Source organism: Pseudomonas sp. NBRC 111130, assembly GCF_001320485.1.
GTDB lineage: Bacteria > Pseudomonadota > Gammaproteobacteria > Pseudomonadales > Pseudomonadaceae > Aquipseudomonas > Aquipseudomonas vlassakiae.
This window is the reverse complement of the sequence record NZ_BCBG01000005.1, coordinates 43,779-55,895: the sequence shown is the minus strand read 5'-3', so window position 1 is coordinate 55,895 and position 12,117 is coordinate 43,779. Positions and strand designations below refer to the sequence as shown.

The 12,117-nt window shown below is 64.6% G+C and carries 8 protein-coding genes; 1 reads left to right on the top strand and 7 read right to left on the bottom strand.

The features are described 5' to 3' along the window. Positions 1–7: 7 nt before the first annotated feature. The 3 genes from APH33_RS03535 to APH33_RS03525 form a co-directional block, all read right to left on the bottom strand. Complete coding sequence (locus tag APH33_RS03535) at positions 8–1,507, bottom strand: diguanylate cyclase (protein WP_082433427.1); 1,500 nt, start codon at positions 1,505–1,507, stop codon at positions 8–10. 273 nt (positions 1,508–1,780) lie between these two features. Beyond that, entirely contained in the window at positions 1,781–3,007 is a 1,227-nt protein-coding gene (locus tag APH33_RS03530) for an MFS transporter (RefSeq protein ID WP_054883815.1), read from the bottom strand. Between the two features lie 386 nt (positions 3,008–3,393). Then, the gene (locus APH33_RS03525) at positions 3,394–5,247 is read right to left on the bottom strand and encodes an ABC transporter ATP-binding protein (protein WP_054883814.1); all 1,854 of its coding nucleotides are present in this window, start codon (positions 5,245–5,247) and stop codon (positions 3,394–3,396) included. A gap of 611 nt (positions 5,248–5,858) precedes the next feature. Between APH33_RS03525 and APH33_RS03520 the strand changes: the two genes are divergently transcribed. Further along, complete coding sequence (locus tag APH33_RS03520) at positions 5,859–7,700, top strand: potassium transporter Kup (RefSeq protein ID WP_082433423.1); 1,842 nt, start codon at positions 5,859–5,861, stop codon at positions 7,698–7,700. Between the two features lie 32 nt (positions 7,701–7,732). On the opposite strand, the gene APH33_RS03515 is transcribed toward APH33_RS03520, so the two are convergent. From APH33_RS03515 to APH33_RS03500, 4 genes are all read right to left on the bottom strand, one after another. Beyond that, complete coding sequence (locus tag APH33_RS03515) at positions 7,733–8,695, bottom strand: 2-oxoglutarate and iron-dependent oxygenase domain-containing protein (protein ID WP_054883813.1); 963 nt, start codon at positions 8,693–8,695, stop codon at positions 7,733–7,735. 228 nt (positions 8,696–8,923) lie between these two features. Beyond that, a complete protein-coding gene (locus APH33_RS03510; protein WP_054883812.1) occupies positions 8,924–10,006 on the bottom strand; it encodes a BMP family ABC transporter substrate-binding protein in 1,083 nt (360 codons plus the stop codon). Positions 10,007–10,059: 53 nt separating this feature from the next. Further along, the gene (locus APH33_RS03505; RefSeq protein ID WP_054883811.1) at positions 10,060–10,986 is read right to left on the bottom strand and encodes an ABC transporter permease; all 927 of its coding nucleotides are present in this window, start codon (positions 10,984–10,986) and stop codon (positions 10,060–10,062) included. A 25-nt stretch (positions 10,987–11,011) separates the two neighbouring features. Continuing rightward, positions 11,012–12,112 carry an ABC transporter permease gene (locus APH33_RS03500; protein ID WP_054883810.1) on the bottom strand — a complete coding sequence of 367 codons (1,101 nt, stop codon included), beginning with the start codon at positions 12,110–12,112 and terminating at the stop codon, positions 11,012–11,014. Between the last annotated feature and the right edge of the window lie 5 nt (positions 12,113–12,117).

Genomic DNA, 12,117 nt, shown 5'->3' with positions numbered 1-12,117 from the left:
GCCGGTTTCAGCCGATGTGCACACCATTGCGGCCTGCACCTTTGGCCTGGTACAGCGCCTGGTCGGCGCGCACGAGCAGGTCGTGGTAGCAGTGCAGTTCACCACCCTGGGTGCAGGCAATGCCAATGCTAACGGTGACCCGGGCAAAAGGGCTTTGCTGGTGGGCGATAGGCGCTTTGCTCAGGCATTCGAGCATTGCCTGGGCAACAATAGCCGCGCCAGCGCTGTCGGTGCCGGGCAGGATCGCCGCGAGTTCCTCGCCGCCATAACGGGCCAGCAGATCGGGCGGGCGACGCATGCAGGCCGCCAGCCGTTTGGCCACCTGTTGCAGGCAGGCATCACCCGCCGGGTGGCCGTAGGTGTCGTTGTAGCGCTTGAAGTGGTCGATATCGATCATCAGCAGGCTCAGCGCACCAGCGCTGCGCTGGGCCCTACCTGCCTCCTCGGCCAGGGCCTGGTCGAAACTGCGGCGGTTGGCCAGCCCGGTCAATGGGTCGTGCATGGCCAGGCGTTCAAGCTGCTGGTTACTGTCGAGCAGCTGTTGCTGGGCCACCCGCAGATCATCCTCGGCCAGGTTGCGCCGGCGCATGGCGCGGATCAGCAGCCAGCCGATGGCGCCGGTCAGGCCAAGCAGCGCGCACACCACCAGCACCGACAGTTGTGCCTCCATCCGCCAGGCTGCCAGTGCTTCATGCTGACCCAGGGCGACGGTGGTCACCAGCGGCAGCTGGTCGCTCTTGCGAAACGCATACAGGCGCTCGACACCGTCCAGGCTGGAGGTGAACGAGGCGGTACCGACCGTTTTTTCGACCAGGTACTTGGTGTAGATCGGCGACTGGGAGAAATTGCGCCCCATGTCCTGCTCGCGAAACGGGTAGCGCACCAGCAATGTGCCGTCGGTATAGGTCAGCCCGATGGCGCCATCCCGGCCGACGTCGATCTGACCGAACAGGTGCAGAAAGTTCTCGATCCCCAGGGTGACCGCCACCACGCCTGCGAAATCGCCGTTGGCATCATTGAAGCGACGACTGATGGTAATGACCCATTCCTGGTTGGCGCGGCTGCGGATCGGCGGACCGATGAACGACTCGCGCGAAGGGTCGTCGCGGTGATGGATGAAGTAGGCCCGGTCACTGCTGTTGGCGCCGACCGGGATCGGGCGATTGGACGACATCAGCCAGCGCCCGTCCCGAGCGTAGATGGTGATGCCGCTCAACTGGGGCATCAGCGGTTGTTGCCGGTTGATCAGCTGGCTCAGCCGTTCGATCTGTGCCGGCCCGCTGCCTTCGGTTTCCAGGCGTTCCACCAGGCCGAGCAGGAACATCGAACTTTGCCGCACGATGCCTTCGGAATAGGTGGAAAGCGCCTGGGTGAGGTTCAGGCCATGGGTGTTGATGTCTTCCAGTGCTTGTTCACGAGAAGCCATGACCTTCCATAGCGTCAACGAAGCGAGCGAGCAACCAATGACCGTTAGCAAAAGGACAACGAGGTGAATGTCACGCTTCACGTTAGTACCTGAGAGAAGTCCGGATTTCGACGTTGGCGCTCAATGGCGGAAGGCCATGGCACATAGCCATTCCTGGCATGGTGCAAGAATACCGTGGAGTCGAAGCGAACCGCAGCAGTTAAACAACGTGTTGGTGCATCTCGTTGGGCTGGCTAAGGCTCGAGCCACTGCCCATAGAGTCTGGGCCATTGCTCCCGTGATACCGCCGCATGTCGAATACGATCTGACGCCTTTTGGCGAGAAAGCGGCGACCGATCGCGATCGCTCATCTCCTCAACCAGCCTGCGCCGCCAGGCTGTTACTGACCTTGCGCCCCAGCACCCATACCGTGACGAACCCGCAGCCCACCAGTGCCGTGGCCAGGCTCAGCAGCACCGAGCTGCCCAGCTGGTCGACGATGCGCCCACCGAAGAACGAGCCAAGGGCGATGATGACCTGGAACATGGCCACGAACAGCGGCATGCCGCGCTCGACGTCTTTGGGCGCCACGACAAACATCCAGATGCTGGCGCAGGCAGGGAACGCCCCAAAGGCGAAGCCCCAGAGGGCGATCAGCATCGCCGCGCCGGTGAGGCCGGTGGCGAAGTAGGGGAACAGCGCGGTGCTGACGCCAATCATCACCGCCACCAGCAACAGCGTGTGGCGCACGCTCTGGTTGGCAGCGTAGCCGGCGAACAGGTTGCCGATCACACCGGCCGCGCCGTAGAGCAGCAGCAGGGAACCGATGGTCGAGCCATCGAAGCCGGAACTCTGCTTGAAGAACGGTGCAACATAGGTGTACGCGGCAAAGTGCGCCAGGCCGATCAGCAGCACGGCGATCAAACCGACCCGGGCTTGCGGATTGATGAACAGCGCCGGCAGGTCACTGATGCGGATGGCCTTGTCCGGGTTGAGCCGCGGCAGCAGCAACAGCTGCGCCAACAGTACCGGCACGCCAAGCAGCGCGGTGGCCAGGAAGGTCATGCGCCAGCCCATCAGGCCGCTCAGCCAGGTGCCCACGGGGACCCCCAGCACGGTGGCCAGGGTTACACCGGCCATGATGATCGAAGTGGCGCGGGCCACGCTCACCCCCTTGGGCGCCAGGCGGCCGCTGAGGGCAATGGCGGTGGCCCAGAAGCCACCGATGCTGATGCCCAGCAGTACGCGACCGAACAGCAGCAGGCTGAAGTCGCTGGCGTAGGCCACCACCGAGTTGGCGATGATCATGATCAGCGTCAGGCCAATCAGCAAGTAGCGCCGGTCCATGGCGCCAATGCCGACCGACAGCAGCGGCGCGGCCAGGGCCGCCATGATGCCGGGCAGGGTCACCATCAGCCCGGCGTGGCCGGCGCTGATGCCCAGGTCGCTGGCCACATCGTTGAGCACGCCCACCGGCAGAAACTCGCTGGTGACCAGGGCGAAGGCGCCCACGGCGACCGAAAGAATCGCCAGCCACTGCTGTTTGACGCTTTGTTGATCATGTTCGGGACGGCCGTGAGAGGCCTGACTGACGCTTGGCATGTTCCTGATTCCAAGGTGAGGTCGCCTGTTGCAGGCGAAGGGGGGAGGGAAAATTGGAGGCGATTATAAAAGTCGGCAGTGGGACGTCGACAGGCGAGCCGCTCGATAGTATTCATCAACGTGATCGATGGGACGCGCCGGGTAGAGCGCTCGCGCTGTGCTCAATGTCGAGACGTTTCGTTGAACAGTGCGCCGGTTTGTAGCTCCAGCGTATCCAGAGCTGATACAGCAAGCCGGGCTAGCGAGTGGATTCGGCAGGTTTCCCTGTGGGAGCGGCTTCAGCCGCGAAGCAGCCACCGCGGTGGATGGCACCGGCTGCGCCGGTGTTCGCGGCTGAAGCCGCTCCCACAGGGTTTGCAGCAGCCTTCAGGTAGGACAGTACGTGGCTATTCCAGCGCCTCGGCTACCCCCTGATCCTCCCCCAGGAAACCCCCGCTCTGGTGCTGCCACAGTCGCGCATAGGTACCGTTATTCGCCAGCAATTCACTGTGCGTACCTTGCTCGATGATGCGCCCTTCATCCATGACAATCAGCCGGTCCATGGCGGCAATGGTGGACAGCCGGTGGGCGATGGCGATCACGGTCTTGCCCTGCATCATCTCGTCGAGGCTTTCCTGAATCGCCACCTCGACTTCCGAGTCCAGGGCGCTGGTGGCTTCGTCCAGCAGCAGGATCGGCGCGTTCTTGAGCATCACCCGGGCAATGGCGATGCGTTGCCGCTGGCCGCCTGAAAGCTTGATACCGCGCTCACCGACCAGGGTGTCGTAACCACTGTGGCCGTCGCGGTCGCTGAGCTGGCGGATGAAGCCATCGGCCTGGGCGTTGATGGCGGCGCGCTGGATCTGCGCCTCGGTGGCGTCCGGGCGGCCGTAGGCGATGTTGTCGCGGATCGAACGGTGCAGCAGCGAGGTGTCCTGGGTGACCATGCCAATGGCGCTGCGCAGGCTGTCCTGGGTGACGTGGGCGATGTTCTGCCCGTCGATGCGGATCTCGCCGCTGTCCACATCATAGAAGCGCAGCAGCAGGTTGATCAGCGTCGACTTGCCCGCGCCGGAGCGGCCCACCAGGCCGACTTTTTCGCCAGCGCGGATGCTCAGGCTCAGGCCATCGAGCACCTGGCGTTCGCCGTTGTAGTTGAAGCGCACGTTGTCGAAGGTCACCGCGCCGCCCCGGGTTTCCAGCACGGTGGCATTCGGCACGTCCTGCACCTTGGGCCCACGGGTGAGAGTGGCCATGCCGTCCTGCACGGTGCCGATGTTTTCGAACAGCGAGGTCATTTGCCACATGATCCAGTGCGACATGCCGTTGACGCGCAGGGCCATGGCCGTGATCGCGGCCACCGCACCGGTACCGACCTGGCCCTGGTGCCACAGCCACAGGGCGTAGCCGCCCGCGCCGAAGATCAGCCCGACCACCAGCGCCTGGTTGACGATCTCGAACTGGCTGACCAGGCGCATCTGGCGGAAGCCGGTCTGCTTGAAGTCTTCCATCGCCGCCCGGGCGAAGTGCGCCTCGCGCTTGGAGTGGGAAAACAGCTTCACGGTGGTGATGTTGGTGTAGGCGTCGGACACCCGCCCGGTCATCGACGAGCGCGCATGGGCCTGTTCCTGGCCGACCTTGCCCAGGCGCGGCACGAAATACAGCATGGCCAGGCCGAACAGCACCAGCCAGGCAATGAACGGCAGCATCAGCTTGGCGGCAAAGCCACCGGCCAGGGCGATGATGGCGATGAAGTACACACCGATGCCCGGCACGATCTCGATCAGGGTAAACAGCACTTCACGCACTGCCAGCGCGGTCTGCATCACCTTGGTGGTGACCCGCCCGGAAAATTCGTCGGAGAAGAACGACAGGCTCTGGCGCAGCATCAGCCGGTGGAAGTCCCAGCGCAGGCGCAGCGGCAGGTTGATCGCCAGCACCTGGTGCTGCATCAATGTGCGCAAGGCCACCAGCACGATGCTGGCGATCAGCAGCAGGCCGACGCCCCACAGCACACGGCTTTCTTCCGGGCTCACTTCACCGCCAGCCTGCCAGTTGGAGAGCAAGTCCACCACCTGGCCGAGGAAGGAGAACAGCCAGGCTTCGTAGATCGAGACCCCGGCACTGAACAGTGCCAGCGCCAGGATATAGCCACGTGCGCCGCGGGTGCAGGCGCACAGGAAGCGCAGCAGGCCGACCGGGGGTGGCGGCACCTCGTCGGGGGGGAAGGGGTCGAGCCAGCGTTCAAAGGCACGGAACATGAAGGTCTCCGGAGTTACTCGTTTGCGACAACCATACAGCACATTTTGGAAGGGGGCATGGCGGGCAGGGCTGTGGGGTCTGCTTGTCTTGGGATTGTGTGGAGGCCGCCAAGTGCCTGCCGGGAGATTTGCAGCGCCTGTGAGACCGAGCGCCGCCCGCGCGGCGCATCGCGGGCAAGTCGGATCGCCGCACCGCCGCTCCCACATCTGTTTCGGGACAGTTACTCCTGTGAAGCCAACAGGGACCGCCTTGTTTGTTCCCTTTCATATTGAGGTGGACTCAACTGCTTTTCATCAGTCTTCAGTCAAGCACCAAGGCGGATCCTGTTGGCGGCACAGGAGAGATTGGCCCGAAACAGATGTGGGAGCGGGCTTGCCCGCGATGCGCCGCGCGGGCGGCGCTCGGTCTCACAGGCGCTGCACCTCTCAAGGCGACCCCCCTGATTTTTTACGCTCTTTTTACGACTCTCCCAATGGACTGAAGGGATACTTGTCGCGCGATGCTCAAGGATGGCATGCACTTCTACCCGCCAGTCCAGAGAAGCCCTTTCGTGAGCCAGTCCGCCGTCGCAGCAAACCCTCCCCATTCCCGCAAGCCCGCTGCCATCGGCATGCTCGTCGCTGCCGTCGGCGTGGTCTATGGCGACATCGGCACCAGCCCGCTGTACACCCTCAAGGAAGTCTTCGCCGGGCACTACGGCGTCCAGGCCAATACCGCCGGTGTTCTCGGCGTCCTGTCATTGGTGTTCTGGTCGTTGCTGTGGGTGGTGTCGTTCAAGTACGTGCTGTTCATCCTGCGCGCCGATAACCAGGGCGAGGGCGGCATCATGGCCCTGACCGCGCTGGCACACCGGGCGGCGGCGCCCTACAAGCGGCTGAGCAGGATGCTGGTGCTGCTCGGCCTGTTCGGCGCTGCGCTGTTCTACGGCGACAGCATGATCACCCCGGCGGTTTCGGTGCTGTCAGCCGTCGAGGGGCTGCAACTGGCCTTCGACGGCATCGAGCATTGGGTCGTGCCACTGGCAGTCCTGTTGCTGGTGGCGCTGTTCCTGATCCAGAAGCACGGCACCGCGCGCATCGGCATTCTGTTCGGGCCGATCATGGTGCTGTGGTTCGTGGCGATCGGTGCGTTGGGCGTGCACGGCATCGTGCAGCGCCCGGAGGTCCTGCAGGCGCTCAACCCGGCCTGGGCGGTGAAGTTCTTCGTCTACCACCCAGGCATGGGCGTGGCCATTCTCGGTGCCGTGGTGCTGGCGCTGACCGGCGCCGAAGCGCTGTACGCCGACATGGGGCATTTCGGCCGCAAGCCGATTGCCCGCGCCTGGTTCCTGCTGGTGCTGCCGGGGCTGGTGCTGAACTACTTCGGCCAGGGTGCGTTGATCCTCGGCAACCCGGAGGCGGTGCGCAACCCGTTCTACCTGCTGGCGCCGGACTGGGCCCTGCTGCCCATGGTCGGGCTGGCCACGCTGGCGACCATCATCGCCTCCCAGGCGGTGATATCCGGCGCATTCTCCCTGACCCGCCAGGCCATCCAGCTGGGCTATGTGCCGCGCATGTTCATCCAGCACACCTCCAGTGAGGAGCAGGGGCAGATCTACATCGGTATGGTCAACTGGGCGCTGATGGTCGGCGTGGTGCTGCTGGTGGTCGGCTTCGAGTCGTCCGGAGCACTGGCGGCGGCCTATGGTGTGGCGGTGACCGGCACAATGCTGATCACCACCTTGCTGGCTTCGGCGGTGGTGCTGTTGCTGTGGAAGGCATCCCGCTGGCTGGCAGTGCCGATGTTGCTGGCGTTTTTGCTGGTGGACAGCCTGTACTTCGCTGCCAACGCCCCGAAGATCTTCCAGGGCGGTGCTTTCCCGGTGGTTGCCGGGGTCGCGCTGTTCATGCTGATGACCACCTGGAAGCGCGGGCGCACGATCATCGTCGAGCGTCTGGACGAGAGCGCGTTGCCGCTGGAGCTGTTCATTGCCAGCCTGCAGGCGCAACCGCCATACCGGGTGAATGGCACGGCGGTGTTCCTGTCCGCCCGGCCTGAAGCCGTGCCCCACGCGCTGCTGCACAACCTGCTGCACAACCAGGTGCTGCATGAGCAGGTGGTGCTGCTGACCGTGGTGTTCGAGGACGAGCCGCGGGTCACTGCCGGCAAGCGCTTTGCAGTCGAGGCCTTCGGCGATGGCTTCTACCGGGTGAGCCTGCACTTCGGTTTCATGGAAGAGCCAAACGTGCCGCTGGCCTTGAGCCGTTGCCCGTACCCGGACCTGGCGTTCGGCCCGATGCGCACTACCTACTTCCTCAGCCGCGAGACGGTCATCGCCGGCAAGCAGAAGGGCATGGCCCGCTGGCGCGAGCACCTGTTCGCCTTCTTGCTGCGCAACGCCAACAGCAACCTCAAGTACTTCCAGCTGCCGCTGAACCGGGTGATCGAACTGGGTACTCAGGTCGAGATGTGAGGCCGTTACAACCCTCTGCAACGGCCTTGCGTTCAAACCACCGCTTCGCGGCGATAGGCATAGGTTTCGGCAAAGCGCGACAGCATGTAGGCGCTGCACGACACTGCCGGGTACCTGGCCGGGTTGTCCGCGCTGGAGCAGTTGGGCAGGCAGCTGATCTCGGTGTCCGGGTGCGGTTCGGCGAAGAACGGCATCGAGTAGCGGTCCACGCCCAGCGGGCTGATCACCCGGTGCGGTGTGGAGGTGTAACGGTCGTTGCTCCAGCGCGCCATCATGTCGCCGATGTTCACGACATAGGTGCCTTCGATGGGCGGGGCGTCGATCCATTCGCCGTTCACGTTCTGCACCTGCAGGCCGCCGGCGTCGTCCTGGTACAGCAAGGTCACGCAGCCGTAGTCGGTATGTGCTCCGGCGCCTTGCTGGTCGGCGCTACTGGCGGTCTGGCGTGGCGGGTAGTGGATCATGCGGAACACGCTGATCGGCTCGGCAAAGCGTTGGTCGAAAAAGTCCTCTTCGATGCCCAGCGCCTCGGCCATGGCCCGCAGCAGGGTCAGGGAGAGGGCGTGCATGTCCTGGTAATGCTGTTGCAGCAGCGCTTCCCAACCGGGGATGGCCGGGTGGCGGTTGGGGCCGCGCAGCGGTTTGCCCGCCAATACCTCAGGGTGTTCGGCGCTCATGTGCAAACCCATGTCGAAGGTTTCCTTGAGGTCACTCGGCCGGCTCGGGTCGAGCTGCTCGGTGGCGATGGCGCCATAACCGCGGTGGTGCGTGCTGCGGGTGATGTCGATGCGCAGCTTTTCCTCGATCGGGCGGGCAAAGAAATCTTCGGCGGCGGCCTTCAGTGCCGCGATGCGCGCCGCCGGGATCGGGTGCCCTTTGATGTAGTAGAAGCCCCATTGGCGGCAAGCGGCGTCGATCTGCCGGGCCACCGCCAGGCGGGCGGCGGCGTCGTGCTGGTACAGCGGGGCGATGTCGATGATGGGCAGTGTGTTCATCAGGGCTCCGGAATACGGAAGTTATGTGAGGTCACCAGGACGAAATGACTTTCAAGCGCTGGCGCGACCCTGTAGGAGCAACTGTCTTGCTCAGATGTTAAAAGCTGGCGCGATTCCTGTGGGAGCGGGCTTGCCCGCGAACACGGGCGCAGCCCGTGCCATCCACTACGTTGCCTGCTTCGCGGGTGAACCCGCTCCCACATGGGGCCGCGTTATGCCAACAGGGCCTTACTTGGGTAGTTGCGCAGTGATGCCCTTGACGTAGTAATTCATGCCCGCCAGTTCGGCATTGCTGGCCACGGCGCCTTCGGCGATCTTCAGCGCACCGCTCTGGTCGTAAATCGGCCCGGTGAACGGGTGGAACGCGCCATCCTTGATGCTGGCGATGATCTGCTCGGCGCCGCTTTTCACGTCGGCCGGCACCAGCTCGCTGATCGGCAGTTCGACGGTGCCGTCAGCCAGGCCACCCCAGTAGTCCTGCGGCTTCCAGCTGCCATCCATGACCGCCTGGGTGCTCTTGATGTAATGCGGGCCCCAGTTGTTGACGATCGAGGTCAGCACGGCCTTGGGCCCGAAGTGGGCCATGTCCGAGGCGTAGCCCACCGCGTAGATGCCACGGCGCTCGGCGGTCTGGATTGGCGCCGGGCTGTCGGTGTGCTGGAACAGCACGTCGACGCCCTGGTCGATCAGGGCGTTGGCCGCATCGGCTTCCTTGCCCGGGTCGAACCAGGAGTTGACCCACACCACCTTGATCTCGGTGCCGGGGTTGTATTTGTCCAGCGCCAGCTGGATGGCGTTGATGTCACGCAGCACTTCCGGGATCGGGAAGGAGGCGACGTAGCCGATCTTCTTGCTCTTGGTCATCTTCGCGGCAAGGTAACCGCCGACGTAACGGCCTTCGTAGGAGGTTGCCAGGTAGGTGCCGAGGTTCTTGTCCTGCTTGTAGCCGGTGGCGTGCTCGAAGGTGACCTTGGGGAATTGTCTGGCGACCTTGGCAATCGGGTTCATGTAGCCGAACGAGGTGGCGAAGACGAGGTCGTAGCCGCCCTTGGCCATGTTGCGGATGACCCGCTCGGCGTCGGCGCCTTCCGGTACGTTCTCGACGAAGCGGGTGTCGACCTTGTCGCCGAACTGCTTGATCAACGCCTGGCGGCCCTGTTCGTGCTGGTAGGTCCAGCCGTGGTCGCCGATCGGGCCGATGTAGACGAAGCCGACTTTCAGCGGGTCGGCAGCGGCGGCAGAGAGCGCCGTGCTGAGGCCGAGCGCGGCGGCCAGGGTGCGTAGCAGCGTATTGCTTTTCTTCTGATGCATCGAGGGTTCACTCCTGTGGGTCTTGTGTTTTTTCCGGGTTTATCGGCGCGTCGTCAGCGTCCCGCTTGCCAGGGCTGGCCGAGTGAAACCGGTGCATACAAGCGGGTCTTGATCGCATCGCGCGAGAGCACCACCAGCACCAGGATCGTTGCCACATAGGGCAGCATCGCCAGCAGGTTGGCCGGGACGCTCACACCGACGCCCTGGGCCACCAGGTGCAGGATGCTGGCCAGGCCGAACAGGTAGGCGCCGAGCAGCACGCGCTGCACCCGCCAGCTGGCGAACACCACCAGCGCCAGGGCGATCCAGCCACGGCCGGCGGTCATGTTTTCGGCCCACATCGGGGTGTAGGCCAAGGACAGATAGGCGCCGGCAAGGCCCGCCATGGCGCCGCCGAACAGCACCGCCAGGGTGCGCACGCGCAGCACCGGCAGGCCCATGGCGCTGGCGGCATCGGGGTTCTCCCCGACGGCCTGGAGAATCAGGCCGGTACGGCTTTGCAACAGCACCCAGGCGACCAGGGCGAAGAGGGCGAAGGACAGGTAGACCAGCACGTCCTGGTTGAACAGCATGTGGCCGATGATCGGCAGGTCGGCCAGCAGCGGAATCGCCAGCGGTTCGAAGCCGCTCAGCGGCTTGCCGACCCAGGCGCTGCCGATGGACGCCGACAGACCGACACCGAAGATGGTCAGGGCCAGGCCGGTCGCCACCTGGTTGGCCTGGCAGCCCAAGGCCAGCAGGGCGAACAGCGAGGCTAGCAACATGCCGGCCAGGCACGCCAGCAGCACGCCAAGCCACAGGCTGCCGCTGGCAAAGGCTGCGATGAAGCCCACCACCGCGCCGAACAGCATCATGCCTTCCTGGCCGAGGTTGAGCACGCCGCTCTTCTCGCACACCAGTTCGCCCAGGGCCACCAGCAGCAGCGGGGTACCGCAACGCACCATGGCGTAGAGAATGTTGCCAAGCAGATCGAGATCCATAGTCGAAGCCTCAGGTCAAAGAAGGTCAGGCACTGGCCGTTTCGGCCATCGGCGTACGCCGCCGCCACTTCAGCGTCAGCCGCGGCCGGTAGAGGATCAGCACGTCGCAGGCGAGCAGGTAGAACAGCATCATTCCCTGGAACAGCCCGGTCAGCGCCTGGGGCAGGTTGAGGGTCATCTGCGCGTTCTCGCCGCCCAGGTAGAGCAGGGCCATCAGCAGGCCGGCCACCAGGATGCCGAACGGGTTGAGCCGCCCAAGAAAGGCCACGGTGATCGCCGCATAGCCGTAGCCCGGCGACACCTGCGGCACCAGTTGGCCGATCGGCCCGCTGACTTCACTGACCCCGGCCAGGCCCGCCAGGCCACCGCTGATCAACAACGCCAGCCACACCAGGCGCTGTTCGCGAAAGCCGACGAAACCGGCGGCCCGCTGGTCGAGGCCGAGCACCTTGATCTGGAAGCCCAGGAAGCTCTTGTGCAGCAGCACCCACGCCGCCACCAGCGCCAGCAGCACGAAGTACAGGCCCACATGCAGGCGGCCATCGTCCAGCAGCGCCGGCAGGCGGCTGGCATCGCCGAACATCGCCGACTGCGGGAAGCTGAAGCCTTGCGGGTCCTTGAGCGGGCCATGCACGAAGTACAACAGCAGGTTCAGGGCGATGTAGTTGAGCATGATGGTGGTGAGGATCTCGTTGGCATTGAAGTGCGTGCGCAGCCACGCCGCCAGTGCGCCCCACAATGCGCCAGCGAGGGTGCCGGCCAGCAGCACCCAGAGCAGGGCCCAGCGGCTTTCCCAGTCGATGAGCTGAATCGCCATGGCACTGCCGGCCAGGGCACCGATCAGCAATTGGCCTTCGGCGCCGATGTTCCAGATGCGCGCCTGGTAGGCCACCGCCAGGCCCAGGGCACAGAGTAGAATCGGCAGGGCCTTGAGCAGCAGCTCGCTGAGGCCATAGAGGTCGCTGACCGGTTCGATCAGCAACGTGTGCAGGGTCAGCAGCGGGTCATGGCCCAGGGCGCTGAACAGGATCGCCCCGCTGACAAGCGTCAGCAGCCCGGCCAGCAGCGGTGACAGCACCAGCATGGCCCGCGACTGCTGGCTACGGGGTTCGAGGGATAGCAACATGGCGG